This is a genomic window from Enterobacter sp. DN (genome assembly GCF_046054285.1).
Lineage (GTDB): Bacteria > Pseudomonadota > Gammaproteobacteria > Enterobacterales > Enterobacteriaceae > Enterobacter > Enterobacter hormaechei_C.
Genome location: NZ_JBJJTG010000002.1, coordinates 330,462 through 356,065 on the forward strand (window position 1 = coordinate 330,462; position 25,604 = coordinate 356,065).

Annotated in this window: 26 protein-coding genes; 12 read left to right on the forward strand and 14 right to left on the reverse strand. The window is 55.8% G+C overall.

Going from position 1 to position 25,604, the window contains the following annotated elements:
• Positions 1 to 45: 45 nt before the first annotated feature.
• Genes ACJTMZ_RS06190 through ACJTMZ_RS06200 form a run of 3 tightly spaced genes read right to left on the reverse strand, consistent with a single transcriptional unit; the run spans position 46 to position 1,930 of the window.
• Positions 46 to 564: a hypothetical protein gene (locus tag ACJTMZ_RS06190; RefSeq protein WP_047364606.1), complete on the reverse strand. Its 519-nt coding sequence runs from the start codon at positions 562 to 564 to the stop codon at positions 46 to 48.
• Positions 561 to 1,220: a hypothetical protein gene (locus tag ACJTMZ_RS06195; RefSeq protein ID WP_047364608.1), complete on the reverse strand. Its 660-nt coding sequence runs from the start codon at positions 1,218 to 1,220 to the stop codon at positions 561 to 563. Before ACJTMZ_RS06195 ends, ACJTMZ_RS06190 begins: the two co-directional genes overlap by 4 nt.
• Before the next feature lie 14 nt (positions 1,221 to 1,234).
• Positions 1,235 to 1,930, reverse strand: a complete 696-nt coding sequence (locus ACJTMZ_RS06200) for a hypothetical protein (protein WP_127341040.1) — start codon at positions 1,928 to 1,930, stop codon at positions 1,235 to 1,237.
• A 596-nt stretch (positions 1,931 to 2,526) separates the two neighbouring features.
• Here ACJTMZ_RS06200 and ACJTMZ_RS06205 point away from each other — a divergent pair.
• From ACJTMZ_RS06205 to arsC, 3 genes are read left to right on the forward strand one after another with little or no spacing between them, the layout of a single operon-like run.
• Positions 2,527 to 2,847 (forward strand): metalloregulator ArsR/SmtB family transcription factor, encoded by a 321-nt coding sequence (locus tag ACJTMZ_RS06205; protein WP_023305767.1) that lies wholly within the window; start codon positions 2,527 to 2,529, stop codon positions 2,845 to 2,847.
• Between the two features lie 40 nt (positions 2,848 to 2,887).
• Positions 2,888 to 4,177 (forward strand): arsenite/antimonite efflux transporter, encoded by a 1,290-nt coding sequence (locus ACJTMZ_RS06210; protein WP_252010858.1) that lies wholly within the window; start codon positions 2,888 to 2,890, stop codon positions 4,175 to 4,177.
• 12 nt (positions 4,178 to 4,189) lie between these two features.
• Complete coding sequence (gene arsC / locus ACJTMZ_RS06215) at positions 4,190 to 4,621, forward strand: glutaredoxin-dependent arsenate reductase (protein ID WP_015571020.1); 432 nt, start codon at positions 4,190 to 4,192, stop codon at positions 4,619 to 4,621.
• 21 nt (positions 4,622 to 4,642) lie between these two features.
• Here arsC and ACJTMZ_RS06220 read toward each other — a convergent pair whose 3' ends face one another.
• Positions 4,643 to 5,194: a TetR/AcrR family transcriptional regulator gene (locus ACJTMZ_RS06220; protein WP_015571021.1), complete on the reverse strand. Its 552-nt coding sequence runs from the start codon at positions 5,192 to 5,194 to the stop codon at positions 4,643 to 4,645.
• A gap of 82 nt (positions 5,195 to 5,276) precedes the next feature.
• On the opposite strand from ACJTMZ_RS06220, the gene ACJTMZ_RS06225 reads away from it, so the two are divergent.
• Both ACJTMZ_RS06225 and ACJTMZ_RS06230 read left to right on the forward strand, forming a co-directional pair.
• Positions 5,277 to 6,491: an MFS transporter gene (locus ACJTMZ_RS06225; RefSeq protein ID WP_017384883.1), complete on the forward strand. Its 1,215-nt coding sequence runs from the start codon at positions 5,277 to 5,279 to the stop codon at positions 6,489 to 6,491.
• Positions 6,481 to 7,293 (forward strand): Cof-type HAD-IIB family hydrolase, encoded by an 813-nt coding sequence (locus ACJTMZ_RS06230; protein ID WP_017384884.1) that lies wholly within the window; start codon positions 6,481 to 6,483, stop codon positions 7,291 to 7,293. The genes ACJTMZ_RS06225 and ACJTMZ_RS06230 overlap by 11 nt, the downstream gene beginning before the upstream one ends.
• A gap of 113 nt (positions 7,294 to 7,406) precedes the next feature.
• Here the strand turns inward: ACJTMZ_RS06230 and ACJTMZ_RS06235 are convergent, their stop codons facing one another.
• Entirely contained in the window at positions 7,407 to 8,639 is a 1,233-nt protein-coding gene (locus tag ACJTMZ_RS06235; protein WP_252010859.1) for an MdfA family multidrug efflux MFS transporter, read from the reverse strand.
• A gap of 167 nt (positions 8,640 to 8,806) precedes the next feature.
• Here ACJTMZ_RS06235 and ACJTMZ_RS06240 point away from each other — a divergent pair, with 167 nt between their 5' ends.
• The 3 genes from ACJTMZ_RS06240 to deoR all read left to right on the forward strand — a co-directional run bounded on the left by ACJTMZ_RS06240 (position 8,807) and on the right by deoR (position 10,977).
• The gene (locus ACJTMZ_RS06240) at positions 8,807 to 9,535 is read left to right on the forward strand and encodes a phosphatase PAP2 family protein (RefSeq protein ID WP_214602229.1); all 729 of its coding nucleotides are present in this window, start codon (positions 8,807 to 8,809) and stop codon (positions 9,533 to 9,535) included.
• A 7-nt stretch (positions 9,536 to 9,542) separates the two neighbouring features.
• Entirely contained in the window at positions 9,543 to 10,151 is a 609-nt protein-coding gene (gene ybjG, locus ACJTMZ_RS06245; protein WP_045328001.1) for an undecaprenyl-diphosphate phosphatase, read from the forward strand.
• A gap of 67 nt (positions 10,152 to 10,218) precedes the next feature.
• Positions 10,219 to 10,977 carry a DNA-binding transcriptional repressor DeoR gene (deoR, locus tag ACJTMZ_RS06250; RefSeq protein ID WP_408626886.1) on the forward strand — a complete coding sequence of 253 codons (759 nt, stop codon included), beginning with the start codon at positions 10,219 to 10,221 and terminating at the stop codon, positions 10,975 to 10,977.
• 86 nt (positions 10,978 to 11,063) lie between these two features.
• Here deoR and dacC read toward each other — a convergent pair whose 3' ends face one another.
• Positions 11,064 to 12,269, reverse strand: a complete 1,206-nt coding sequence (gene dacC / locus ACJTMZ_RS06255) for a serine-type D-Ala-D-Ala carboxypeptidase (RefSeq protein WP_252010860.1) — start codon at positions 12,267 to 12,269, stop codon at positions 11,064 to 11,066.
• A gap of 243 nt (positions 12,270 to 12,512) precedes the next feature.
• Here dacC and ACJTMZ_RS06260 point away from each other — a divergent pair, with 243 nt between their 5' ends.
• Entirely contained in the window at positions 12,513 to 13,139 is a 627-nt protein-coding gene (locus tag ACJTMZ_RS06260) for a glutathione S-transferase family protein (protein WP_015571026.1), read from the forward strand.
• On the opposite strand, the gene ACJTMZ_RS06265 is transcribed toward ACJTMZ_RS06260, so the two are convergent.
• Positions 13,140 to 14,258 (reverse strand): PQQ-dependent sugar dehydrogenase, encoded by a 1,119-nt coding sequence (locus ACJTMZ_RS06265; protein WP_252010861.1) that lies wholly within the window; start codon positions 14,256 to 14,258, stop codon positions 13,140 to 13,142.
• Positions 14,259 to 14,364: 106 nt separating this feature from the next.
• Complete coding sequence (gene bssR / locus ACJTMZ_RS06270) at positions 14,365 to 14,748, reverse strand: biofilm formation regulator BssR (RefSeq protein WP_032620009.1); 384 nt, start codon at positions 14,746 to 14,748, stop codon at positions 14,365 to 14,367.
• A gap of 217 nt (positions 14,749 to 14,965) precedes the next feature.
• Between bssR and rimO the strand changes: the two genes are divergently transcribed.
• Entirely contained in the window at positions 14,966 to 16,291 is a 1,326-nt protein-coding gene (gene rimO / locus ACJTMZ_RS06275) for a 30S ribosomal protein S12 methylthiotransferase RimO (RefSeq protein WP_017693743.1), read from the forward strand.
• 63 nt (positions 16,292 to 16,354) lie between these two features.
• Here rimO and gsiD read toward each other — a convergent pair whose 3' ends face one another.
• The 5 genes from gsiD to iaaA are packed head-to-tail and all read right to left on the reverse strand — an operon-like array spanning position 16,355 to position 22,577.
• Positions 16,355 to 17,266 (reverse strand): glutathione ABC transporter permease GsiD, encoded by a 912-nt coding sequence (gsiD, locus tag ACJTMZ_RS06280; RefSeq protein WP_015571027.1) that lies wholly within the window; start codon positions 17,264 to 17,266, stop codon positions 16,355 to 16,357.
• 1 nt (position 17,267) lies between these two features.
• On the reverse strand, positions 17,268 to 18,188 hold the full coding sequence (gene gsiC / locus ACJTMZ_RS06285; protein WP_006809475.1) for a glutathione ABC transporter permease GsiC: 921 nt from the start codon (positions 18,186 to 18,188) through the stop codon (positions 17,268 to 17,270).
• A gap of 5 nt (positions 18,189 to 18,193) precedes the next feature.
• Complete coding sequence (gene gsiB, locus ACJTMZ_RS06290) at positions 18,194 to 19,732, reverse strand: glutathione ABC transporter substrate-binding protein GsiB (protein ID WP_252010862.1); 1,539 nt, start codon at positions 19,730 to 19,732, stop codon at positions 18,194 to 18,196.
• 23 nt (positions 19,733 to 19,755) lie between these two features.
• Positions 19,756 to 21,627: a glutathione ABC transporter ATP-binding protein GsiA gene (gene gsiA / locus ACJTMZ_RS06295; protein WP_023296179.1), complete on the reverse strand. Its 1,872-nt coding sequence runs from the start codon at positions 21,625 to 21,627 to the stop codon at positions 19,756 to 19,758.
• Between the two features lie 11 nt (positions 21,628 to 21,638).
• Positions 21,639 to 22,577 carry a beta-aspartyl-peptidase gene (gene iaaA, locus ACJTMZ_RS06300; protein ID WP_015571030.1) on the reverse strand — a complete coding sequence of 313 codons (939 nt, stop codon included), beginning with the start codon at positions 22,575 to 22,577 and terminating at the stop codon, positions 21,639 to 21,641.
• A 189-nt stretch (positions 22,578 to 22,766) separates the two neighbouring features.
• Between iaaA and moeA the strand changes: the two genes are divergently transcribed.
• Positions 22,767 to 23,999 (forward strand): molybdopterin molybdotransferase MoeA, encoded by a 1,233-nt coding sequence (gene moeA, locus ACJTMZ_RS06305; protein WP_252010863.1) that lies wholly within the window; start codon positions 22,767 to 22,769, stop codon positions 23,997 to 23,999.
• A gap of 1 nt (position 24,000) precedes the next feature.
• A complete protein-coding gene (gene moeB, locus ACJTMZ_RS06310; RefSeq protein ID WP_193136112.1) occupies positions 24,001 to 24,753 on the forward strand; it encodes a molybdopterin-synthase adenylyltransferase MoeB in 753 nt (250 codons plus the stop codon).
• A gap of 114 nt (positions 24,754 to 24,867) precedes the next feature.
• Here the strand turns inward: moeB and fsa are convergent, their stop codons facing one another.
• Positions 24,868 to 25,530 (reverse strand): fructose-6-phosphate aldolase, encoded by a 663-nt coding sequence (fsa, locus tag ACJTMZ_RS06315; RefSeq protein WP_252010864.1) that lies wholly within the window; start codon positions 25,528 to 25,530, stop codon positions 24,868 to 24,870.
• Between the last annotated feature and the right edge of the window lie 74 nt (positions 25,531 to 25,604).

The window sequence follows — 25,604 nt, forward strand, 5'->3', positions numbered from 1 at the left end:
TACAAAATACAGATGCCTTTCGGCATCTATATTAAATAAACTACATTAAGCAGCTAATACTTTTTGCCACTTCTCATTTAACTCATCAATTTTAACAACATTTCTTTCATTTACCCATTTATTCATAAGGGTAATCAGGTTAGGTCTAGATATACGCTTATAATAAATTATGCGATCGCGATTGTATTGTTGAACTATATGTTGCCCAACTTTAGCCAATAGTGAGTGGTCAATCCCAACTAAGTCTCTATGCTCATGATTTATATCGGTAAATTTACTACTACCCATTGTCGCTTCGATGATTACTCCGGCTCGATTTAACCATTCTGGCTCGAGCCAAATAAGGTCTATTGTATCAGGAGTCTGCATGGTGGTTGCTAAAGCAACAATTAGTTTCTCAACATCCTCTGAAGCGAAATCCATTGTTTCAGAATGCCAAACGGAAAGAGTATTTCTTGTTGTTCTAGTACATCCGGTAATAGCATCTGCGGTATAATGCTGAGGCTCCAAGCTAAGGTTTGGCTGCCACTTCGTTATAGATATCTTCCTCAAAAGATAGCTCATTTCAAATGCTCCAAATATTGAATGACGCTTTTTTTATAGTCATTTAACCAATCAAATTCGAATTCTCTGAGTTTCTCAAAATATATTAAAAACTTCGGATCAGACCAGGCCTCTGCTGCTCTTAAAGCTGCTTCATTGACAAAAGGATCAGCATGGGACGCTCCCCCGAGCACGAGTACATCTGCTTTATCCTTAAGCATTTGATAATCCATACAAGAGGCTATGCACAAATATTTCCGCAATTCATAATTATTGCCATATAACTTTAGCCATACATTCTGAAAAACTTCACCAAACAAGTTAGCGCTTTTACTAAATAAAGATTCTAAAAATATTTGGCTTTTTGTGACCTCACCTTCTATATAGTCCTCTGACTTAATAAGATCTAATGTCATGTTTATATTTAACTTCACATCTCGTTCAAACGCAGCATTATCGGGATCATAAGAAACTTCAGTGGCACTTAATTTATTAGAACCAATATAATTTTTTAAATACTGAAGACGAGTATTCCCTGTGTTTATCCCATCCTTTCGATTAGAATAAAACTTAAACGCATCAAAGCTACGTAATAAAACTTCATTATCTGAAGAATCATAAAGCAATTTTTGTTTATCATCCGTAGGGATGATGTAATTTCCAATCATAAAATCCATATCACCCCCTCATTTTAAATATTTATGTATCGAGAGAAACCATTAACTAACTCATTGTTTTTACTATATAATTCCCTAAAGACAGATATTGATGAATTGAAATCAAATCTATTATTGACATTTTCTGGGATAGTATTGGTATCAACTTCAAAGTTGATAACGTCAACAAGATTACCATTATCTAGCATTGGATGTTGTACAGTACATCTTTTAGCACTGCTAACCATATTCGCTATTTCACCAAATGAACCGAACACTTTTCTTTCGACAATTCTATTTTCCCATTCAATCGGGTCAACTTGGTGATAGGTAAACATTTTTTTATAAAGTTCACTATATGACGACTCACTTGCTCTGTAAAATGATGAGTTAACAATAGCTAATCGATTAGATTTTTTATCAGGAAAAATACTCTTTAATGCTTCTATTGCTGATTCAACTTTATTGAAAAAATCACTATTCTCAATATTATTTCCCGTAAAAACTATACTATGTATAGGGAATTCTATTCTAAAATGTTGATCAGAGTCAGTCATTATTACTACTTGTCTTCTTTCTCCAGTAAGAGCATTTATTTCATGAGCAAACATGGGTAATAACGATAAAGATGATAATTTCCCTAACAGCATACCTAAAATGGGAGGTGTAGCTGTAACATCATTATTATTTGTAAAGTAGTTTACTTGTAAGTTATTTAATATTTTTTTCATTTAAACCCCTTTTACGAAACTGGTCAACTCAATAACCACATTTATCTAATTGCTCTAAGTCTATTCCAATATAAAAAGTTAAGCTACCTCAATCTTAATGATCTTTGAACTAGCTAATAACCATGTAGAATAGAACGAGCTTCGATAGTCCATCATCAGATCTGCATAGTATAGATCCATTCCAATCCCACACAGGGCGCGCTCGTATCCCGCCACGCCTGCCCGCTTTGTGAAGTGGAATAGAAGAAGGTTATCGTGGGGGACTCTGATAACCATACTTGCTTTGGATATGACCAAACGATGGAACCCTAACAAAAGAGCTTGGGTATCTGCCAAAGATTTAGATGGAATTCGTTCAGGTTGTATATTATAAGTGGCGACAAAGTGGTGGCAGCGGTTGGCATTACCCCGTAATCGTTACTCTTTACCACTGCCCAACCAATTGATTTTAATGCATTTTTTTCTTTCACCAACCGGTTTACATAAAAGGTTTATTTGTTGCCTGAAATTCTTCTTCCTGTAATCTTATCTTCTCTCTTGCCATAAAAACATATACGATAAAACGAATATGTATTAATCCATATGCAGGAACTGCCATGCTCCACCCGCTCCAGCTCTTCAAAACCCTCTCCGACGAAACGCGGCTCTCCATCGTCATGCTTTTGCGTGAAGCGGGCGAGCTGTGCGTCTGCGATCTCTGCTCCGCTACCAACGAGCCGCAGCCGAAAGTCTCCCGCCACATGGCCTTACTGCGCGAGGCCGGGCTGGCCATCGACCGTCGCGAGGGTAAGTGGATCTACTACCGTCTCTCTCCCAACATGCCTGCATGGGCGGCAACCGTTATCGACACCAGCTGGAACTGCCTGCGGGAAGAGACGCGTATGAAGCTGAAAAACCGACTTCCGGGCTCGTGCTGACCAAAACATATTCACAATAACAGATATAATGGAGTAAAAGATGTTTCTGGCAGGAGCGATTTTTTTATTCACACTGGTGCTGGTCATCTGGCAACCCAGAGGGCTCAGCATCGGCTGGAGCGCGACCATTGGCGCCGCGCTGGCGCTGATGAGCGGCGTTATCCACATTAACGATATCCCTGTGGTGTGGAATATCGTCTGGAATGCGACGGCAACGTTTATCGCGGTTATCGTTATCAGCCTGCTGCTGGATGAGTCCGGCTTTTTCGAGTGGGCCGCGCTGCACGTTGCCCGCTGGGGAAACGGTCGCGGGCGATTGCTGTTTACCTGGATCGTGCTGCTGGGCGCAGCCGTGGCGGCGCTGTTTGCCAATGACGGCGCGGCGCTGATCCTCTCCCCTATCGTCATCGCTATGCTGCTGGCGCTGGGGTTCAGCAAGCAGGCTACGCTGGCGTTCGTGATGGCGGCGGGATTTATCGCCGATACCGCCAGCCTGCCGCTGATTGTCTCCAACCTGGTCAACATTGTGTCGGCGGACTTCTTTAAGCTGGGCTTCAGCGAATACGCCTCCGTGATGATCCCGGTTGATATCGCTGCGATTGCCGCAACGCTGGTGATGCTGCATCTGTTCTTCCGAAAAGAAATTCCCCACGAATATGACCAGGCAAAACTCCGCGAGCCCGCACGGGCCATTCACGACCTGCCAACGTTCAGAACGGGCTGGATCGTGCTGCTGCTACTGCTTGTCGGTTTCTTTGTGCTTGAACCTCTGGGTATCCCGGTCAGCGCTATCGCAACAACTGGCGCGCTGATTTTGTTTGCCGTTGCTAAACGCGGGCACGCCATTAACACTGGAAAAGTGCTGCGCGGCGCGCCGTGGCAAATTGTTATCTTCTCGCTGGGGATGTATCTGGTGGTGTATGGCCTGCGCAACGCCGGGCTGACGGAGTCTCTTTCAGGCGTTCTTGATCACTTAGCCGGATACGGACTCTGGATCACCACGCTGGGAACCGGATTTATCACCGCCTTCCTGTCATCCATAATGAACAATATGCCAACGGTGCTGATTGGCGCGCTCTCCATTGAGGGTAGTGCTGCAACAGGGTTGGTTAAAGAGGCAATGATTTACGCTAACGTGATTGGCTGCGATTTGGGGCCGAAAATTACCCCCATAGGAAGTCTGGCTACCCTGCTCTGGCTCCATGTGCTGGCACAGAAAAACATGACTGTTACCTGGGGCTACTACTTCAGGACGGGCATCATAATGACCCTGCCGGTTCTCTTTGTGACGCTCGCCGCACTCGCGCTACGTCTCTCCTTCACACCATAATGAGTCACTGATATGAGCTACATCACCATTTATCACAACCCCGCCTGCGGCACGTCGCGCAATACGCTGGAGATGATCCGCAACAGCGGTACGGAACCAGAGATTGTCCTCTATCTGGAAAACCCGCCGTCACGCGATCAACTGACCAGGCTGATTGCAGACATGGGGATTTCCGTGTGCGATCTGCTGCGCAAAAACGTCGAGCCTTATGAGCAACTGGGCCTTGCCGGGGGAAATTTCACCGATGACCAGCTTATCGATTTCATGCTGCAATACCCCATCCTGATTAACCGTCCGATTGTGGTGACACCGCTGGGCACCCGTCTGTGCCGTCCTTCTGAAGTCGTTCTCGACATCCTTCCGGACGCGCAAAAAGGGGCATTTACAAAGGAAGATGGCGAAGTCGTCGTTGACGCCAGCGGGAAAAAAATCTCCCGACAATAAGCGTAGCCGGGGCGAGTGCTATCAGACGGTATCCTCGCCTGCAATCCGCCCCACCATCACCCGGATCTCCTCCCGGGTTAACGGCGACCGATCGGTCACAAAATGCAGCGTCATCCCCTCGATAAACGCATCCAGCGCGCGGGCGGTGGCCGGATCAAACCACTGCTCCAGCGTAGCCTGGCTCATCTTCATCCAGTCCTGCATCACCGTTTTCAGCGCGGCGCTGCGGTGCATAAACGCGTACAGCTGATACATCAGCGCCATATTGTGTGGCGTGGTCACGGCTGAACTGTGGATCAGCGTGGTAATGGCCTCGCACGCCCTCTCGCGCCCCGTAACCCCCGCGAAGAAATCCCGGTACTGCTGAGACATCTGCTGCGTAAACCACGTGAATGCCTCCTCCAGAAGCGACTCCATCCCGTCGAAATAGTAGGTCATCGACCCCAGCGGCACGCCTGCGCAGGTGGCAATTTTGCGGTGCGTGACGGCATGAATACCGTGCTCAGCAATGGTGTCCAGCGTCGCCTGGAGTATCTTCTCGCGGCGGTTAGGGTCGTTCGGTGGTCTGCTCATAAAATCCTCATCCGGTTTATGTACAAATGTACACAAAGTTGCTAGTGTTGTCGCTATTGTTGTACTGCTGGTGCTGATCCCAATGACGCTAACTTCTCCTCGCAAAGCCCTGCATCTGCGCATGTGGGCGCTATTTATGTTCTTCTTCATCCCCGGGCTGCTGATGGCTTCCTGGGCAACGCGCACCCCGGCAATCCGCGATACGCTATCCGTTTCGACGGCGGAGATGGGGATCGTGCTGTTTGGCCTGTCGATTGGCTCGATGAGCGGCATCCTCTGCTCGGCCTGGCTGGTGAAACGCTTTGGCACGCGCGCGGTGATCCGCACCACCATGTGCTGCGCCGTGGTGGGAATGCTCGGTCTGAGCGTGGCGCTGTGGTTCGCCTCGCCGCTGATGTTTGCCCTTGGGCTGATGGTATTTGGCGGCAGCTTTGGTGCGGCGGAAGTGGCCATTAACGTCGAGGGGGCCGCCGTTGAACAGGCGATGAACAAAACGGTGCTGCCGATGATGCATGGCTTTTACAGCCTCGGCACGCTGGCGGGCGCGGGCATAGGGATGGCGCTGACGGCGCTGGGCATTGCGGCCAATGTGCACATTTTACTCGCGGCGCTGGTCTGTATTATCCCGATCCTCACCGGCATCAGGGCTATTCCCGCTGGCACAGGACAAAATGCCTCGGACGAACAGAAGTCTGCGGCAAAAGGGTTGCCCTTCTATCGCGATTTCCAGCTGATGCTGATTGGCGTGGTGGTACTGGCGATGGCGTTTGCTGAAGGCTCCGCCAACGACTGGCTACCGTTGCTGATGGTAGACGGGCACGGATTTAGCCCCACCTCCGGCTCGCTGATTTACGCCGGGTTCACGCTCGGCATGACCGTCGGACGCTTTACCGGGGGCTGGTTTATCGACCGTTACAGCCGCGTGGCTGTCGTCCGTGCCAGCGCCCTGCTGGGTGGGCTGGGCATCGCGATGATTATCTTTGTGGATGTGGACTGGATTGCCGGCGTGTCGGTGATCCTGTGGGGACTGGGCGCCTCCCTTGGCTTCCCGCTGACCATTTCCGCTGCCAGCGATACCGGCCCCGACGCGCCGACGCGCGTGAGCGTCGTGGCGACCACGGGCTACCTCGCTTTCCTGGTGGGCCCGCCGCTGCTTGGATTCCTCGGTGAGCACTACGGGTTACGCAGCGCGATGCTGGTGGTATTAGGGTTAGTCATTATTGCCGCCCTGGTGGCGCGAGCGGTGGCAAAACCGGAAGCAGAAACAACGTCAATGGAGAAGGGATATGAGCGTTAAACTGATTGCAGTCGACATGGATGGCTCCTTCCTGAGCGATGCGAAAACCTATAACCGCGCGCGTTTTCTGGCGCAGTACGCGCGCATGAAAGCGCAAGGCATCCGTTTTGTGGTCGCCAGCGGAAACCAGTACTACCAGCTGATCTCATTTTTCCCGGAGATCGCCCATGAAATTGCCTTCGTTGCCGAAAACGGCGGCTGGGTGGTGGATGCGGGCGAAGACGTGTTTAACGGCGAACTGTCGAAAGAGCATTTTCTGACCGTCGCCACCCTGTTAAACGACGTGCCCGGCATTGAGATAATTGCCTGCGGAAAAAACAGCGCCTACACGCTGAAAACGTATAACGACCTCTTCAAAGAGATTGCTGCGAAATACTATCACCGCCTTGAAAGCGTCAGCAGCTTTGACAACCTCAACGATATTTTCTTCAAATTCGGGCTAAACGTCTCTGACGACGAAATTCCGCGCATTCAGGCGCTGCTGCATGAGAAGCTTGGCGACATCATGGTGCCGGTGACCACGGGACACGGCAGTATCGACCTGATTATCCCCGGCGTACACAAAGCTAACGGCCTGCGGATCCTGCAAGCGCGCTGGGGCATTGAGGACAGTGAAGTGGTGGCCTTTGGCGACAGCGGTAACGACGTGGAGATGTTGCGCCAGGCAGGGTATGGCTTCGCGATGGCCAATGCCAGACCGCACATTAAGGCGGTGGCCCGCTATGAAGCGCCGAACAATAATGACGAAGGGGTGCTGGACGTAATTGATAGGGTGCTGGACGGGGAGGCGCCGTTTAATTGATTCCGTGCGCTCTGGTGCCCTCATCCTAACCCTCTCCCACAGGGCTAAGGGTTCCCCACAAAATAATGCCTGCACAGACGGCCCCCTCTCCCTTGAGGGAGAGGGAATAAGGGTTACGGTTGCAGGGCGTTTCCGACGCGTTTGTCCTTCAGGAACACCACCATCAGCCCTACCCACAGCACACCGTTTGCGAGATTGAACAGGCTGAACAGTCCGTTACCGCCGAAAGCATAGGCATGCTTGCTCACCTCAATACCGACAGTGAAAATCAGCATTTGCAGCATCCCCATCGCGGCAGACACCGTGCCTTTACTCATTTCACTGGCGAACAGCGTCAGGCGTACCAGACCGGCATTCGCCACGCCAATACCAAACGCGTAAACGCTCAGCCCCGCCGTCATCCACAGGTACGCATGAGACGAGGCTACGGTCGCCACCGCCGCGATAATCAGCCCTGCCGCTATGGGCCAGCCACCCATAATAATCAGCGAACGCACGGTACGTCGCGACGTCAGACGCGCCAGCACCAGGTTACCGATAATCAGCGCGCCAAAAATCGGCACCTGTAACAGGCCATACTCATAGCTGCTAAGCTGTTCGCCGCTGATGATAATGACCGGCGACTGGGCAATCCACGCCAGCAGCGGCAGGCTGACAAAGCCCGTCGCCAGCGCGCCCGCGACAAAACGGCCGTTTTGCAGCACCGCCTTATAGTCACGCCCCAGCTCTTTAAGCGAGAGCTTTTCGCCCAGGCGGGTGGCGGTCTCCGGCATCGCACGGTGCAGCCCAAAGAAAGAGATGGCCGCAAGCGCGGCAAAGAGGACGAACATCCCTTCCCACGGCGCAACGTGGACCCATGCGGCTCCCACCAGCGGCCCCAGAAGCGGCGCAATCAGCGCCACATTCGCCATCAGGGCGGTTATTTTGATACATACCGCCTCCTCAAACGACTCCTGAATAGCGGCGTAGCCCACGGCGCCAATAAAGCACAGGCTCACGCCCTGAAGGAAACGCAGCAGCGTGAATTGCTCAATGTTCTGCGCCAGCAGCGTGGCGAGACAGGTGACGATAAACCACACCACGCCCGTCAGCATCACCGGGCGGCGGCCAATACGATCCGACAGCGGCCCTAAAAGCCACTGTAAAAACATGCCGCCCGCCAGATAGGCGGTCATGGATGTAGGTACCCACTCAATACCTGCATTGTACTGCTCAACCACAGCCAGCATGCCTGGCTGGATCATGTCGTTGCCGATGTAGGTAGAGAATTCGTAAAGCACCAGACACAGAGGAAAAAGTAACGCCTGACGACCCAGACGATTACCGGAAGAAGAACGGTTTATCATGCAATCTCTTTAGTATGAAAAAATCGCGATGAGTGTAATGAATTGCCGCTGTCTGAGATAGCATAATCACGTGAAAACACAGAAATAAGGCACTTATCGTTGTTGTTTAAGGTTTCCTTAAGTTGCCCTCCCTATGATAGTGCTATTTCACGTTATTGACCGAAACTATGACACACGCCGTCAGCCCTTCAGAATTATCTAAGTTACCGACAAATAAGACAAAAAGCCTTTACCGTTTCTCTGCCCGCTTTTATGGTTATCAGCTTTTCGGGCTGATCGTCCTTGCGCTGCTTTTTACCTGGCTTTCGCGCGATGAATCGCTTGACCGATGGATAACCGGCTTCTGGTATGACGCGGCGACGCACCATTTCCCGCTACAGCAAAACCCGCTGCTGGATCTGCTGAACCATCGGCTGGCGAAATATGTGGCCATTGCGCTGGCTGCCGCATCGCTGATTTACGGCGCTTACAAACGCAATGCCCGGCTGGTGACGGCCGCGCTTCTGATGGGGCTGGGGGCGCTGGTAGTTGGGGTGCTGAAAAGCATAAGCCACCACAGCTGTCCGTGGGATCTGGTGGAGTATGGCGGCAAAGCCGTCTCGTATCCCCTGTTCAGCGCCGTTCCGGCAGGCAGCGGACCGGGACGCTGCTTTCCCGGCGGCCACGCCTCAAGCGGGTTTATGGTGATGGGGTTGTTTTTTGCCTTCTGGCGTGAACGTCCGCGCCTGGCATGGTCCTTTGTCGCGTTAGGCGTTGTTATGGGGCTGCTGATGGGATTCGGGCAGGTCATGCGCGGCGCGCATTTTTTCTCTCACAACCTGTGGGCCGGGTGGTGGGTCTGGTTTTCCCAGGTGCTGGTTTACGGGCTGGTTTCCACCTGGTTTGCTAAAGAGTAACGAGATTATGTTAGAAAATCTGAACTACGAACTGTTTTACCTGCTCAACGCCACGCCAGCATCACCGGAATGGATGATCGATCTCGCCATCTTCATTGCGAAAGATGTGATCAGCATTGTACCGGCGCTGGCGGTGATCCTCTGGTTATGGGGACCTCGTACACAGGTCACCGCCCAGCGCCATCTGGTGATCAAAATGGCGATGGCGATCGGCGTGAGCGTGCTGGCAAGCTACGTGCTGGGCCACGCCTTCCCGCACGATCGTCCGTTTGTCGAGCACGTCGGCTACAACTTCCTGCACCATGCGCCGGATGACTCGTTCCCGAGCGATCACGGCACGGTGATCTTCACCTTTGCGCTGGCCTTCCTGTTCTGGCATCGCCTGTGGTCCGGCATGGTGCTGATGGGCGTGGCGGTCGCCATCGCCTGGTCCCGCGTCTACCTGGGCGTACATTGGCCGCTGGATATGGTCGGCGGTTTCCTGGTGGGGCTGATGGGCTGCGTCAGCGCAGCCATCCTGTGGAGCCTCTTTGGTCCGGCGCTTTATCGTGGATTATCACAGGCCTATCGCGTTCTGTTTGCCCTTCCGATCCGCAAAGGCTGGATACGTGACTAACCCCGGTCCGTCAGGTTACACTTGAGCCCCCGCCCTGCGGGGGCTCACTTTTTTAGCCCGAGGATCTATGGAAACACGTCACGATGACCGCATTGCTCAGCTGCTTCAGGCGCTGAAGCGCAGCGATAAGCTGCATCTTAAGGAAGCCGCTACCCTGCTTGGCGTGTCTGAAATGACCATTCGTCGCGATCTGAACAGCGACAGCGCCCCCGTTGTGCTGCTTGGCGGGTATATTGTTCTGGAGCCGCGTAGCGCCAGCCATTATCTGTTAAGCGATCAAAAAACACGCCTGGTGGAAGAGAAGCGCAAAGCCGCGCGGCTCGCCGCCTCGCTGGTGCAGCCGCATCAAACGCTGTTTTTTGATTGCGGTACGACAACCCCGTGGATCATCGAGGCCATCGACAGCACCGTTCCCTTTACCGCCGTCTGTTATTCGCTAAACACCTTCCTGGCCTTGCAGGAGAAACCGGCGTGCCGGGTGATTTTGTGCGGCGGCGAGTTTCATGCCAGCAACGCCATCTTCAAACCGCTGAATATTCAGGACACGCTGAGCAATGTATGTCCGGATATCGCCTTTTACTCTGCGGCGGGTGTGAATGTGAAACAGGGGGCAACCTGTTTTAATCTTGAAGAGTTACCGGTGAAACAGTGGGCGCTCAACGCCGCACAGCAGCATGTGCTGGTGGTTGATCACAGTAAATTTGGCAAGGTCCGTCCGGCAAGGATGGGGGAACTGTCGCGCTTTGACGCCATCGTCAGTGATTGCCGCCCGGATGACGAGCTGGTGTCGTATGCAAAGGCGCAGCAGGTGAAGTTGATGTATTGAGGTTGTGCCGGGTGGCGGCTTCGCCTTACCCGGCCTACAACGGCTCGAACGAAGGCCGGGTAAGCGCAGCGCCACCCGGCAAAAACCTAGCTAAACCAGCTGCCAAACCAGCCGTGGAACTTCATTAATACAAAGTCCCACATCCGGCTGAAGAAGCCGCCCTCTTCCACCGCTTCCATCACCACCAGCGGACGCTGCTCAATGGATTTGCCGTTAAGCTGGAAATCTATCGTCCCGACCACCTGGCCTTTTTTCAACGGCGCGGTCAGCTGTGGCTCGGTCAGGGTATAGCTGGCTTTCAGGTTTTTCAGCTGACCGCGTGGAATGGTGACGGACCCCGCTTCACCTGCCCCCAGGTTCACTTCACTTTTATCCCCAAACCAGACGCGCTGGCTGACGAAGGTGGCGTCCGGCTTAATCGGCGTGACGGTTTCAAAGAAGCGGAAACCCCAGGTCAGCAGTTTTTCGGATTCATTAAAACGAATGCGGTCGGTTTTCGTCCCCAGCACCACCGAGATCAGGCGCATGTCGCCCTGCGTCGCAGAAGCCACCAGGTTGTATCCGGCCCCGGCGGTCGTCCCCGTTTTCATGCCGTCCACGTTAACGTTACTGCTCCAGAGCAGACGGTTACGGTTAGGCTGGCGGATATTGTTGAAGGTAAACTCTTTCTCTTTATGGATGGCGTACTCATCCGGCACGTCATGGATCAGCGCTTTGCCCAGCAGCGCCATATCGCGCGCGGTACTGAACTGACCGGGCGCATCCAGGCCGTGAACGGTTTTAAAGGTGGTGTTGGTCAGACCCAGTTTTTGCGCGTAGCCATTCATCAACCCGATGAATGAGTCCTGACTGCCTGCGACGTAATCGGCCAGCGCAATACAGGCATCATTTCCCGACTGAATAATGACCCCTTTATTCAGATCGGAAACGGAGACCCGATCGCCGGGCTTCAGGAACATGACGGACGAGCCGCGCAGCGCCGGGTTACCCGTCGCCCAGGCATCTTTGCCGACGGTGACCATGTCATCCAGCTTGATCTTGCCCGCTTTCAACGCCTGGCCGACAACATAGCTGGTCATAATTTTCGTCAGGCTCGCCGGGTCGAGTTTTTCGTCGGCGTTACCTTCCGCCAGCACTTTCCCGCTGGCGTAATCCATCAGGATCCAGGCGCGCGCATCGACAGGCGGCGCTTCGGGCGCCGTCTGTTCCGCCGCATGGAGCGTTGGGGCAAAAAGGAAAAGCAGCGCCGAGCCTGCCGCCAGGCTGCGCAGAGAAGAAGTTTTTTGCGTCATAAATGCCACCCGAGTGTCCATTCTAAAAATCACGTCACAATCACCGTGTCGCAAGAAGCGATGAGTAATAGCGCACTACAGCGTTCAAAGAAACCTGTTCCAGGTAAAGTTTTTAAAGTTTATGCAATAACATTCAGATACGCTTTGATTGCGGCGTTTTTTTTAGCATCTGTTGCGTAATTGTTAGGTTTATCTCACCATGGCGAAAAGCTGACTCGGATTCACATCTCATCGGGAGTAAATATGATTACGCTGTGGGGCAGGAACAATTCGACTAACGTGAAGAAAGTGCTCTGGACGCTGGAGGAACTGGATTTACCGTTCAACCAAATCATGGCTGGCATGGCGTTCGGGGTGAATAAAGACGCCGACTATCTGGCGATGAACCCAAACGGACTGGTGCCGTTGCTGCGCGATGACGAGACAGACGCCACGCTGTGGGAGTCCAACACCATCGTGCGTTATCTCGCCGCGCAATACGGCCAGGGTCGCCTGTGGGTGGAAAATCCGGCCCGGCGCGCGCAGGGCGAAAAATGGATGGACTGGGCAAACCAGACGCTTTCCCCCACGCACCGGGTGATCCTGATGGGGCTGATCCGCACGCCGGAAGCCGAACGTGATTATCCCGCCATTCATGCCGCCCAGGACGCCTGCGAATCCCTGTTCGCGATGATGGACGACGAACTGGCGAAGCACACCTGGTTCTCCGGCGACACCTTCGGCGTGGGTGATATCGCCGTCGCCCCCTTCGTCTGGAACCTCACTAACATGGGTCTCAACTGGACCCCGCGCCCTCACCTGGAGCGCTGGATCCAGCAGCTTAGCGAGCGCCCGGCGTATCGCAACGTGGTGATGATCCCGGTGACCTGATTACGACCCGGACGGGCTGACTTTCAGCAGCTGCCCGTCCGTCTCGTCAGTCAGCACGTACAGATAGCCATCCGGCCCGACGCGCACATCGCGAATACGCTGATCTTTATCGCCCAGAATGCGTCCGTCCTCCGTCACGGTATTGCCCTTCACGCTCAGCACAATGACGTCTTTCTCCTTCAACGCGCCGATAAACAGCTTGTTTTTCCACTGCGGGAAGACGTCGCTGTTGTAGAACGCCATGCCGCTGACGGCGGGCGATACTTTCCAGACAAACAGCGGTTTTTCGGTGCCCTCAACGTGCTCGCCTTTCGCTTCCGGGATTTTCAGGCCGCTGTAATTGATCCCGTGCGTCGCCAGGGGCCAGCCGTAGTTTTTGCCCTTCTCAGGAATGTTGATCTCATCCCCACCGCGTGGTCCGTGTTCGTTGAGCCACAGCGTGTCACTCCACGGATTCATCGCCATCCCCTGCGGGTTGCGAATACCATAGGACCAGATTTCAGGGCGCGCACCGGCGGTGTTCACAAACGGATTATCCGGCGGCACTTTTCCGTCCTCCGTCAGGCGCACCACCTTGCCCTGAAGCTTGTCCAGCTCCTGCGCCGTCGGGCGCTGGTTGTTTTCACCCAGGCCAATAAAGAGATAGCCTTTGCCGTCGAACACCAGCCGTCCGCCAAAGTGGTTGCCGGTAGAGAGCTTCGGCATCTGTCGGAACACCACCTGGAAGCCCTCAATGCGCGAAAGGTCATCGCTCAACCGCCCGTAGCCCACGGCGGTACCCGCTTTGCCATCATTACCTGCCTCGGCGAAGCTGAGCCAGACCCACCGTGACTGTGCAAAATCCGGGGCCAGCGCGACGTCCAGCAGTCCGCCCTGGCCGCTCGCCCACACTTTCGGCACGCCGACAATCGGATCGGAGAGCCCTTTTCCAGCCTGCCAGTGCTTAAGCTGCCCGTCTTTGAGCGTGATGAGCAGCCCCTTGTTATCTGGCAGAAACGCCAGCGACCAGGGGTGATCCAGTTTTGTCTGTAGCACGTCGACCTTAACCGTCTCAGGTGCTGCAAGCAGTGAAAGCGGGAATAACAAGACTGGAAGGAAAATCAGCGAGGATCGAGGCATAACGCACTCCTTTATCGACATATGGCTTAAAGATTAGCCACTGTTCCCGGGTGCGTTACCACTTTTACAAAAGCTTAATCAGAAGGGGGAGTTGCCTCCCCCGGGTTCAGTGCCGGGCAAGCGTTTCCGGCTTGTTCAGACACATGATGCAAAGCGCGAGCGTGGTCAGGCAGTTTTCAAGCTTCTCCGCGTTAACGGCAATAAAATTCGGGCAGTCGTGACGTCCGTTCATCAAACAGACCCCGGCGATGGAGAGCACCTCGGCGGCGCGGCGCAGCGCCACTAATTCGCTTTCAGCGCAGTGCGCTTTCAGGATGGGTGCTTTTTCACGCATGAAATTGCAAAGTTCAAAGAAGTTATCACGCAGATTTTCGCTTTCGCTGACTGACATATACCCTTTCGCCTTGCGGAGTTGCAGATATGCGGCCAGGTCGATTCGGGCGTTGATCAGCTTGTTAAGCAGATCGCGTTTCAGTCTGTCAACGGACATGCTATTTCCTCCCCTGTCAGCCATGTTACCTTATTAAGGATAAGGTCATTTTTTGTACAATGTAATGCCTGAGATCAATAAACGATAACTGATTAACATTCTTTACAATGTTACAACGATTGCCCGCCTCAACTGCGCCATCAAGAGTGTATAAATCCCCCGCGATACGCTGTAAAATCCCGCCCTGATAACTCCATAATTGATGAATTTTTAACCTATGAGCAATGTTACGCACCCGCCGAAAATCGGCTTTGTCTCCCTCGGCTGCCCGAAGAACCTGGTGGACTCCGAACGCATCCTGACTGAACTTCGCACTGAAGGCTATGACGTGGTGCCAAGCTACGACAACGCCGACATGGTGATCGTCAACACCTGCGGGTTCATCGACAGCGCGGTCCAGGAGTCACTGGAAGCCATTGGTGAAGCCCTGACGGAAAACGGCAAAGTGATTGTCACCGGCTGCCTGGGCGCGAAGGTGGATCAGATCCGCGAAGTGCACCCGAAAGTGCTGGAGATCACCGGCCCGCACAGCTACGAGCAGGTGCTGGAACATGTTCATCACTACGTCCCCAAACCAAAGCACAACCCGTTCCTGAGCCTGGTGCCGGAACAGGGCGTGAAGCTGACGCCGCGCCACTACGCCTACCTGAAAATTTCCGAAGGCTGCAACCACCGCTGTACCTTCTGCATCATCCCGTCGATGCGTGGCGATCTGGTGAGCCGTCCGATTGGCGAGGTGCTGGCAGAAGCCAAACGCCTGGCCGACGCGGGCGTGAAGGAGCTGCTGGTCATCTCCCAGGACACCTCCGCCTACGGTGTGGACGTCAAACACCGCTCCGGTTTCCACAACGGCGAGCCGGTGAAAACCAGCATGGTCGGCCTGTGCGAGCAGCTGGCTAAGCTCGGGATCTGGACGCGCCTGCACTACGTCTACCCTTATCCGCACGTTGACGATGTGATCCCGCTGATGGCGGAAGGCAAAATCCTGCCGTATCTGGATATCCCGCTACAGCACGCCAGCCCGCGCATTCTGAAGCTGATGAAACGTCCTGGCTCCGTGGATCGCCAACTGGCGCGCATCAAGCAGTGGCGTGAGATCTGCCCGGATCTGACCCTGCGCTCCACCTTTATTGTCGGCTTCCCGGGTGAAACCGAAGAAGATTTCCAGATGCTGCTCGACTTCCTGAAAGAGGCGCGTCTGGATCGCGTCGGCTGCTTCAAGTACAGCCCGGTTGAAGGCGCAACGGCCAACGAGCTGGCGGACCAGGTACCGGAAGAGGTAAAAGAGGAGCGCTGGAACCGCTTTATGCAGCTGCAACAGCAGATCTCTGCTGAACGCTTGCAGGAGAAAGTGGGCCGCGAAATTCTGGTGATTATCGACGAAGTGGACGAAGAAGGCGCGATTGGCCGCAGCATGGCGGATGCACCGGAAATCGATGGCGCGGTGTACCTGAACGGCGAAACACAGGTTAAGCCGGGTGATATTATTCGCGTGAAGGTTGAAAACGCGGATGAGTATGACCTGTGGGGTAGCCGGGTTTAAACACCCTGCTTCCCTTTTGTAGGCCGGGTAAGGCGTAGCCGCCACCCGGCACATTCCACAGCACTACCCTTTTATCCGCGGATCCAGCGCGTCGCGCAGCCCATCCCCCAGCAGGTTAAACGCCAGCACGGTCAGGAAAATCGCCAGGCTCGGGAAGATCGCCACGTGTGGCGCAATCACCATATCCGCCCGCGCCTCGTTCAGCATCGCGCCCCACTCCGGCGTCGGCGGCTGTGCCCCTAACCCCAGAAACGACAGGCTGGCCGCCGAGATAATCGACACGCCTATGCGCATGGTGAAATAGACCACGATAGACGAGACCGTTCCCGGCAGAATATGGCTGAACAGGATGGTGGCATCGCTGGCTCCCATGCTGCGCGCCGACTCGATAAAGGTCTGCTGCTTCAGCACCAGCGTGTTGCCACGTACCAGACGCGCGAAAGCGGGAATCGAGAATACCGCCACAGCGATAATGACGTTCGCCATGCCGCTGCCCATCACCGCCACCACGGCAATCGCCAGCAGAATACCGGGAAAGGCAAACAGCACGTCGCAGATACGCATGATGATGCGGTCCCACCAGCCTTCGTAGTACCCGGCCACCAGCCCCAGCACGGTGCCAATTGCTGCGCCCATCAGCACCGCGAAGACCCCGGCCGCCAGTGAGATCTGCGCCCCTACCAGCACGCGGCTAAAAATATCGCGCCCGAGCGAGTCCACGCCAAACCAGTGCATCATCGACGGACCATCGTTCAGCCGGTCGTAGTCGAAGTAGTTTTCCGCATCAAACGGGGCTATCCAGGGGGCGATAATCGCCACCAGGATCAGCAGTAACACAAACAACCCGGCGACCATAGCGACGGGCTGACGACGGAATCGACGCCAGAACTCAACCCACGGGGTGCGAATATGGTCCGGCCTGATCCCCGGCATAGCGTTTAAAATGGCCTGGCGACGCCAGTTCAGTAATCGCATCTTACTTATACCTGATGGCCGGGTTAATGGCGGCGTAAAGCACATCCACCACTAAGTTGATAAGAATAAACTCCAGCGAGAAAAGCAGGACTTCAGCCTGAATAACCGGATAGTCACGCATATCGACCGAGTCGACCAGCAGGCGCCCCAGCCCCGGCCAGTTAAAGACCTTCTCAACCACGATAGAGCCCCCCAGCAGGAAGCCGAACTGTAGCCCCATCATCGTGACCACCGGGATCATCGCATTACGAAAACCATGCTTCAGAATGACCCATTTCTCACTCACCCCTTTTGCCCGCGCGGTGCGAATGTAATCTTCGCTCAGCACGTCGACAAACGAGGCGCGGGTAAACCGGGCCATAACCGCCGCAACGGCCGCGCCAAGCGTCATAGAGGGCAGAATGTAGTGCTTCCAGGTGTCGGCCCCGACGGTCGGCAACCAGCCCAGCTCGACGGAGAAAATCTGCATCAGCAGCATGCCCAGCGCAAACGCCGGGAAAGAGATGCCGGTGACCGCCAGCGCCATACCGAGCTTATCCGGCCAGCGGTTGCGCCAGACGGCGGCGACAATCCCCGCGCCCAGGCCAAAGACAACCGCCCAGCTCATACTGGCAATCGTTAACCAGAAGGTAGGCATAAAGCGGCTGGCAATCTCCTCCGACACCGGACGACGCGACACCATTGAGATGCCGAAATCGCCCTGAAGGACATTGCCAATGTAACGCAGAAATTGCCTGTACAGCGGCTGGTCAAGACCGAGCTGTTTACGCACCAGTTCAATAACCGTCGCATCCGCTTCCGGTCCGGCAATCAAACGCGCCGGATCGCCGGGCAGCATATGGACAAACAAAAACACCAGCACGGCCACAATCAGCAGCGTCGGGATAAGCCCCAGCAGGCGTTTACACACATAATTCAGCATGAGTTTTATTTCAAATCCGCGTCATCAAAGCTAAAGCCCGTATCCGGCATGATGTAAAAACCGGTCAGCGCTTTGTTGTGGGCTGAGACCAGTTTTTCCACCACCAGCGGCACCCACGGCGACTCTTTCCAGATAATGTCCTGCGCCTCTTTGTACAGGCGTGCTTTCTCTTCCGGTTTGGTGGTTTTCAGGGCATCGGCCAGATCTTTATCCACCTGCGGATTACTGTAGAACGCGGTATTGAACAGCGTTGGCGGCCAGTTCTGGGAAGCAAACAGCGGCGACAGGGACCAGTCCGCTTCTCCGGTTGAAGCCGTCCAGCCGGTGTAGAACATCCGCACGCCGCTCTCTTTCTGTCCTTTGCCTTCCACTTCCGCCGCTCGCTGTCCGGCATCCATCGCCGTAACCCTGGCTTTAATGCCCACCTGCGCCAGCTGCTGCTGGGTAAATTGCAGCACCTTCTGCGCGGTACTGTGGTTATGCGACGACCACAGCGTAGTGCTAAAGCCGTTCGGATAGCCCGCCTCTTTCAGCAGTTCCCGCGCTTTCGCCGGATCGTAAGGCCACGGCTGATAGCTTTGCGCGTACTCAATGGTTGGCGGCATCACGCCCGTCGCCGGGGTGGCGTAGCCGGCAAAGGCCACCTTCACCAGCGCCTGGCGGTTAATGGCGTAGTTGATGGCTTCACGCACCTTCGGGTTATCAAACGGTTTCTGCGTGACGTTCATGCTGATGTAGCGCTGCATAATCGACGGGCTGGCCACCAGTTCCAGCTTGCTGTTTTTCGCCAGCAGCGCCGCCTGTTCGTACGGGATCGGGAAGGCAAACTGCGCTTCGCCGGTTTGCAGCATTGCGGCGCGGGTGTTGTTGTCCACTACCGGCCGCCAGGTGATGGTATCCAGCTTCGGCAGCCCCTGCTGCCAGTATCTGGCGAATTTTTTCACCTTCACAAAATCGGTCTGATTCCAGGTAAGCAGTTCGTACGGTCCGGTCCCCACCGGGTGGAAGCCAATCTCTTTGCCATATTTTTTCAGGGCGGCGGGGGAAATCATCGCCGTCGCGGGATGCGCCAGGATATTGATGAACGCCGAGAACGGCTCTTTGAGGGTGATCTTCACCGTTGCCGGATCAACCACCTCGGTTTGGGCGATATTTTTATACAGGTTGTAGCGTTTAAGACCGTTTTCCGGATTGCTGGCACGATCCAGGTTGACCTTAACCGCCTCGGCGTTGAAGTCGGTGCCATCCTGGAACTTCACGCCGGTACGGAGCTTAACGGTATAGACCAGCCCGTCGTCCGACACGGTATAGCCTTCCGCCAGCACGTTTTTCAGCTTCATTTCGCGGTCCAGGCCGAACAGCCCCTGGTAGAAGGATTTTGCCACCGCCTGAGAAAGAGTGTCGTTGGCATCATACGGATCCAGGGTCGTGAAGTTAGACCCCACAGCCACCACCACATCTTTCGCCGCGAACGCGGGGGCGGCGGCCAGCGCAGCCGTCACGCTCGCGGCCAGCAGCCATTTACGAGCAACAAAAGGAACCATTGTGTTCTCCTGCCTGTTGTAAGTTATAACCGCGAGAATGCATTGCCCTGACGCGGTGGTGCGACAAAATGACCGGGTCCCACCTCACGCAGCGCCACGCGCTCCAGGGTTTCGCCCCGTTTACGAATATTGCTCGGCATTTCGTCCTGCAACAGCACGCGCTGGGCGTGACGATGCTCAGGATCGGCAACCGGTACGGCAGCCATCAGCTTGCGGGTGTACGGGTGCTGCGGGTTTTCAAACACCGCCCGACGGGGGCCGATTTCAACAATTTGCCCCATGTACATCACCGCCACGCGATGGCTGATCCGCTCCACCACCGCCATATCGTGGGAGATAAACAGAAACGCAATGCCCAAATCCCGCTGTAAATCGAGCAGGAGATTGATGATTTGCGCGCGGATAGAGACATCCAGCGCTGACACGGACTCATCCGCAATCACCACTTTCGGATTGAGGGCCAATGCCCGCGCAATGCAGATACGCTGTCGCTGACCGCCAGAAAATTCGTGCGGATAACGCCAGGCATGCTCCGGCTTCAGGCCCACGCGCTCCAGCAGCCATGCGACGCGGCGCTGCGCGGCTTCACCGTCGAGCAGGTTATGCACCCGCAGCGGCTCCATAATCGAGTACCCCACCGTATGGCGCGGATCGAGCGACGCATAAGGATCCTGGAATATAAACTGAATATCCCGGCGCACCGCCTGCAATTTACTGTTAGGGAGCGTGTCGATGCGCTCACCGTTGAAGGTGATGCTCCCCTCCTGCGACGCCACCAGCCTGAGCAGCGCCCGTCCGGTGGTGGATTTACCGCAGCCGGACTCCCCCACCAGCGCCAGCGTTTCGCCCGGCCAGAGATCAAAACTGACGTTTTCAACCGCATGCACTTCGCGCTTCACGCGATTGAGGATCCCGCTACGCAGCGGGAAACGGGTCACCAGGTCACGCACTTCGAGAATTGGCCTGCCGGGAACCACCGTATCCTGCTCGGTTTCGTCTTCCTGCTGGCCCTGTTCGGTCTGTGAGAACAGCGGAAAACGGCGCGGAAAATCACTGCCATTCATGGCCCCCAGACGCGGGACCGCCGCCAGTAGCGCTTTGGTATAAGGATGCACCGGCGCATGAAAGACCTGCTCCACCGTGCCGGTTTCCACGGCATTGCCCTGATGCATAACCAGCACCCGATCGGCAATATCCGCCACCACCCCCATATCGTGGGTGATGAAAATCACCCCCATCTCCATCTCCTGCTGCAACACCTTAATCAGTTGCAGGATCTGGGCCTGAATGGTGACATCCAGCGCCGTGGTGGGTTCGTCCGCAATGAGCACCGCCGGACGGCACGACAGCGCCATCGCAATCATCACCCGCTGGCGCATGCCGCCGGAAAGCTGATGCGGATAGCGGGACAAAATCGCGTGCGCCTCAGGGATACGCACCAGCTCCAGCATCCGTTTTGCTTCGTTGAGCGCCTCATCACCGCTCAGTCCCTGATGCAGGCGGATAGATTCGGCAATCTGCTCGCCCACCGGAAAAACCGGGTTCAGGGAGGTCATCGGCTCCTGAAAAATCATCGCAATATCTGCCCCGCGCACCCCCTGCATCTGGGACGCACTCAGCTCGTTGAGATCGATAACCTGACGGTTGCGACGGCGCAACAGCATCCGCTCGCTGGTGACCTGCCCGCCCGTCTGCTCAAGCAGACGCATCAGCGCCAGCGCGGTAACGGATTTACCGGAACCTGATTCGCCAACAATCGCCAGCGTCTCGCCGCGCCTGAGCGAAAACGATAAATTCTGTACTGCGGGGATGAACTGCCGCTCTTCCTGAAACGCAATATTCAGTTGGTGGACAGCCAGCACTTCGCAGTTGTCCAGCTCTTCACGGTGCGGCACGCAATGCCCCCTTATTCACGATAAATGCCTGTGCTGGGCGCATCGCCGGCATACCCCCACGCCCGGTACATCCCTTCACTGTTGAACGGCAGAGCCACGTTGCCCTCCCGATCCACCGCAATTAAGCCGCCAATCCCGCCCAGCGCCGGCAGTTTCTCCATCACTACCCGCTCGCAGGCCTCACTCAGGCTTAATCCGCCGTAATCCATTAGCGCGGTAATGTCGTAGGCCGCCAGCGCGCGGATAAACACTTCGCCAGTGCCGGTGCATGACACCGCCGCGGTGGCGTTATTGGCGTAACACCCGGCCCCCGGCAGCGGGCTGTCGCCGACGCGACCGGGAAGTTTGTTGGTCATACCGCCTGTCGACGTCGCGGCGGCGAGGTTACCGGCTTTATCCAGCGCCACCGCGCCTACCGTGCCCATTTTGCTGCGTTCATCGAGCGGCGCGGCATGGTCCAGCTGCGTCATCCCCGCTGTACGGGCCTCCAGCAGTTGCCGGTAACGCTCCTCGGTGGAGAAAAGATCGGGCGAGACCGTGTCCATCCCGTGCTCAACGGCAAATTTTTCCGCCCCCGCCCCGGCCAGCAGCACATGCGGGCTTTGTTCCATCACCAGACGCGCGGCCAGCACCGGATTACGCAGACGGCTGACGCCCGCTACCGCGCCCGCCTTCAGGGTGACGCCGTCCATCACGCAGGCATCCAGCTCGTGCGTTTCATCGCGCGTAAAAACCGAGCCAATACCGGCATTAAACAGCGGACACTCCTCCAGCAGACGCACCGCTTCGGTCACCACGTCCAGCGCGCTGTCGCCCGCTTCCAGCATCCGCTGGCCTGTTTCCACAATGGCGTTCAGCGCATCAATATAACGCTTCTCCTGCTCGGGACTGAGCTGTGCACGGGTGATTGCCCCGGCACCGCCATGAATTGCGATAACCGCTTTACTCATTTCGCATCACCCATCAGCCTGGCTGGCTGCTTTTTCTATAAATATCATTATCGTCGACGAATCTTCAGATGATTTTTGAATATAGAAAGACGCAACTGTGATGTAAAGCGTACACCCATCGGGTCATACAGTTAGCCGCACTTTTCTGCCATAATGAGCGCTTTCGTTGTTACTCCGCAGGAGCCCACCATGGATTTTACCGCCGGACTGATGCCGCTTGAGACGGCACTCTCGCAGATGCTTGACCGCATTACTCCACTGCACGACGTTGAGACGCTGCCGCTTGTGCGCTGTTTTGGCCGTATTGCCGCGCGCGATATCGTCTCGCCGCTGAACGTGCCGGGGTTCGATAACGCGGCGATGGACGGCTATGCCGTACGTCTGGCGGATCTGCAAACGGGTCAGCCGCTGCCGGTGGCAGGTAAAGCGTTTGCCGGGCAGCCGTTTAACGGTGAGTGGCCAGCGGGCACCTGCGTGCGCATTATGACCGGGGCACCGGTGCCAAAGGGCTGTGAAGCCGTGGTGATGCAGGAAGAGACCGAACAAACGGACGACGGCGTGCGCTTTACCGCCAGCGTCAAAGCGGGACAAAATATCCGCCACATCGGGGAAGATATTACCCTGGGCGCAACGGTCTTTGCCGCCGGGCAAAAACTGACGGTCGCCGAACTGCCGGTGCTGGCATCGCTTGGCATCGCGGAGATTGACGTGATCCGCAAAGTGCGCGTGGCGGTGTTCTCCACGGGAGACGAGCTACAGCTTCCGGGTCAGCCGCTGAACGAGGGGCAGATTTACGACACCAACCGTCTGGCGGTGCACCTGATGCTTGAGCAGCTGGGCTGCGAGGTGATTAACCTCGGTATCATTCCTGACGATCCGCAAAAACTGCGCGCGGCGTTTATCGACGCTGACGCCTCTGCCGACGTGGTGATCAGCTCCGGCGGCGTATCGGTTGGCGAAGCGGATTACACCAAAACCCTGCTTGAAGAGCTGGGTGAAATCGCTTTCTGGAAGCTGGCGATTAAACCGGGCAAACCGTTCGCGTTTGGCAAACTTCCGCACAGCTGGTTTTGTGGCCTGCCGGGTAACCCGGTCTCCGCCGCGCTGACCTTCTACCAGCTGGTGATCCCGCTGCTGGCGAAGCTTTCAGGCAACAATGCCAGCCCGCTGCCGGAGCGCGTGCGCGTGCGGGCGGCAACGCGCCTCAAAAAATCACCGGGCCGTCTCGATTTCCAGCGCGGCATTCTGGCGCGCAACGCCGACGGCGAGCTGGAGGTGAGCACCACCGGGCATCAGGGTTCGCACATCTTTAGCTCCTTCAGTCAGGGTAACTGCTTTATCGTGCTGGAGCGCGATCGCGGCCACGTTGAGGCGGGCGAATGGGTTGAAGTGGAACGCTTTAACCACCTGTTCGGAGGCTGACATGACGGTGGAACTGAGCGACCCGGAGATGATGCGCTATAACCGCCAGATCGTGCTGCGCGGGTTTGATTTCGAGGGCCAGGAAGCGCTCAAGGCGGCCAGCGTGCTGGTTGTGGGTCTTGGCGGGCTGGGCTGCGCGGCGGCGCAATATCTAGCTGCGGCGGGCATCGGCAGCATGACGCTGCTGGATTTCGACACCGTGTCGGTGTCCAACCTGCAACGCCAGACGCTGCACAGTGACGCGACGGTCGGTCAGCCTAAAGTGGAATCAGCACGCACGGCGCTGGCGCGCATTAACCCCAACGTTCAGTTCACCCTGATTGACGCGATGCTGGATGACGACGCGCTGTTTGCCCAGATTGCACGGCATGACCTGGTGCTGGACTGCACCGATAACGTCGCCATTCGCAACCAGCTCAATGCGGGCTGCTTTGCCCGTAAAACGCCGCTGATTTCCGGCGCGGCCATCCGCATGGAGGGGCAAATCAGCGTCTTCACCTACGCTGAAGGAGAGCCCTGCTACCGCTGCCTGAGCCGTCTGTTTGGCGAGAATGCGCTGACCTGCGTCGAGGCGGGCGTGATGGCGCCACTGGTTGGCGTTATCGGTTCCTTGCAGGCGATGGAGGCGATCAAAGTGCTGGCGCACTACGGCACGCCCGCAGCGGGTAAAATCGTGATGTATGACGCGATGACCTGCCAGTTCCGCGAGATGAAGCTGATGCGTAACCCCGGGTGTGAGGTGTGTAGCCAGTAAAAAAGTCGGGTGGCGGCTTTGCCTTACCCGACCTACAACGGCTCGAACGGCGCCACCCGGCAACAGCGATGCAAACGTAGGCCGGGTAAGCGTTAGCGCCACCCGGCAACCGCATCAGACAGACGTCCGCCCAAACGCCCCCTGCCAGTCCTGCTCAAACTTCACAATTGCCGCATCCACGGCCGGAGAGGTAATAAACTGCTGCGCCACGTCCAGCGGCAGCGTGATGGACTCGCACCCTGCCAGCAGGCAGTCCAGCGCCTGGCGCGGGGTTTTAAAGCTCGCCGCCAGCACTTTTGACTGCGGGACATGCAGGGTCAGCAGCTGTTGCAGTTCGACCACCGTCTGGATCCCGTCCCCGCCCTGCGCGTCCACGCGGTTCACATAAGGAGCCACATACTCAGCCCCCGCCAGTGCGGAGAGCATCCCCTGTGCTGCGCCGTACACCGCCGTACCCAGCGTCGGGATCCCTTCTGCTTTCAGCATTTTGATCGCCGCCAGCCCTTCAGCGGTCACGGGCACTTTCACCACCAGGTCATTGATTATCGCGCGCAGCTTACGTGCGTCTTCCACCATTCCCTCGGCGGTCTTCGCCATCACCTGAGCGAACAGCCGGCCCTTGCCGCCCAGCGCGTCGTGCAGCGCGGGCAGCAGCTCTTCCAGAGGCGTTTTACCCGCCGCCACAATGCTTGGGTTAGTGGTCACGCCCGCCAGCGGGAAGATACGCGCCAGCTTTTTGACTGCCGCAACGTCAGATGTGTCGAGATAAAGTTCCATGATGTCACCCTCAAAATTAGCCTGCACTTACCCTATCACAGCAAAACCTGCTCAGGAATTGACCCATATCAAGA

Excerpts from the sequence above, each read along its gene's own strand:
- ACJTMZ_RS06190 (WP_047364606.1), bottom strand. The coding sequence starts at position 564 with ATGAGCTATCTTTTGAGGAAGATATCTATAACGAAGTGGCAGCCAAAC.
- ACJTMZ_RS06195 (WP_047364608.1), bottom strand. The coding sequence starts at position 1,220 with ATGGATTTTATGATTGGAAATTACATCATCCCTACGGATGATAAACAA.
- ACJTMZ_RS06200 (WP_127341040.1), bottom strand. The coding sequence starts at position 1,930 with ATGAAAAAAATATTAAATAACTTACAAGTAAACTACTTTACAAATAAT.
- ACJTMZ_RS06205 (WP_023305767.1), top strand. The coding sequence starts at position 2,527 with ATGCTCCACCCGCTCCAGCTCTTCAAAACCCTCTCCGACGAAACGCGG.
- ACJTMZ_RS06210 (WP_252010858.1), top strand. The coding sequence starts at position 2,888 with ATGTTTCTGGCAGGAGCGATTTTTTTATTCACACTGGTGCTGGTCATC.
- arsC (WP_015571020.1), top strand. The coding sequence starts at position 4,190 with ATGAGCTACATCACCATTTATCACAACCCCGCCTGCGGCACGTCGCGC.
- ACJTMZ_RS06220 (WP_015571021.1), bottom strand. The coding sequence starts at position 5,194 with ATGAGCAGACCACCGAACGACCCTAACCGCCGCGAGAAGATACTCCAG.
- ACJTMZ_RS06225 (WP_017384883.1), top strand. The coding sequence starts at position 5,277 with ATGACGCTAACTTCTCCTCGCAAAGCCCTGCATCTGCGCATGTGGGCG.
- ACJTMZ_RS06230 (WP_017384884.1), top strand. The coding sequence starts at position 6,481 with ATGAGCGTTAAACTGATTGCAGTCGACATGGATGGCTCCTTCCTGAGC.
- ACJTMZ_RS06235 (WP_252010859.1), bottom strand. The coding sequence starts at position 8,639 with ATGATAAACCGTTCTTCTTCCGGTAATCGTCTGGGTCGTCAGGCGTTA.
- ACJTMZ_RS06240 (WP_214602229.1), top strand. The coding sequence starts at position 8,807 with ATGACACACGCCGTCAGCCCTTCAGAATTATCTAAGTTACCGACAAAT.
- ybjG (WP_045328001.1), top strand. The coding sequence starts at position 9,543 with ATGTTAGAAAATCTGAACTACGAACTGTTTTACCTGCTCAACGCCACG.
- deoR (WP_408626886.1), top strand. The coding sequence starts at position 10,219 with ATGGAAACACGTCACGATGACCGCATTGCTCAGCTGCTTCAGGCGCTG.
- dacC (WP_252010860.1), bottom strand. The coding sequence starts at position 12,269 with ATGACGCAAAAAACTTCTTCTCTGCGCAGCCTGGCGGCAGGCTCGGCG.
- ACJTMZ_RS06260 (WP_015571026.1), top strand. The coding sequence starts at position 12,513 with ATGATTACGCTGTGGGGCAGGAACAATTCGACTAACGTGAAGAAAGTG.
- ACJTMZ_RS06265 (WP_252010861.1), bottom strand. The coding sequence starts at position 14,258 with ATGCCTCGATCCTCGCTGATTTTCCTTCCAGTCTTGTTATTCCCGCTT.
- bssR (WP_032620009.1), bottom strand. The coding sequence starts at position 14,748 with ATGTCCGTTGACAGACTGAAACGCGATCTGCTTAACAAGCTGATCAAC.
- rimO (WP_017693743.1), top strand. The coding sequence starts at position 14,966 with ATGAGCAATGTTACGCACCCGCCGAAAATCGGCTTTGTCTCCCTCGGC.
- gsiD (WP_015571027.1), bottom strand. The coding sequence starts at position 17,266 with ATGCGATTACTGAACTGGCGTCGCCAGGCCATTTTAAACGCTATGCCG.
- gsiC (WP_006809475.1), bottom strand. The coding sequence starts at position 18,188 with ATGCTGAATTATGTGTGTAAACGCCTGCTGGGGCTTATCCCGACGCTG.
- gsiB (WP_252010862.1), bottom strand. The coding sequence starts at position 19,732 with ATGGTTCCTTTTGTTGCTCGTAAATGGCTGCTGGCCGCGAGCGTGACG.
- iaaA (WP_015571030.1), bottom strand. The coding sequence starts at position 22,577 with ATGAGTAAAGCGGTTATCGCAATTCATGGCGGTGCCGGGGCAATCACC.
- moeA (WP_252010863.1), top strand. The coding sequence starts at position 22,767 with ATGGATTTTACCGCCGGACTGATGCCGCTTGAGACGGCACTCTCGCAG.
- moeB (WP_193136112.1), top strand. The coding sequence starts at position 24,001 with ATGACGGTGGAACTGAGCGACCCGGAGATGATGCGCTATAACCGCCAG.
- fsa (WP_252010864.1), bottom strand. The coding sequence starts at position 25,530 with ATGGAACTTTATCTCGACACATCTGACGTTGCGGCAGTCAAAAAGCTG.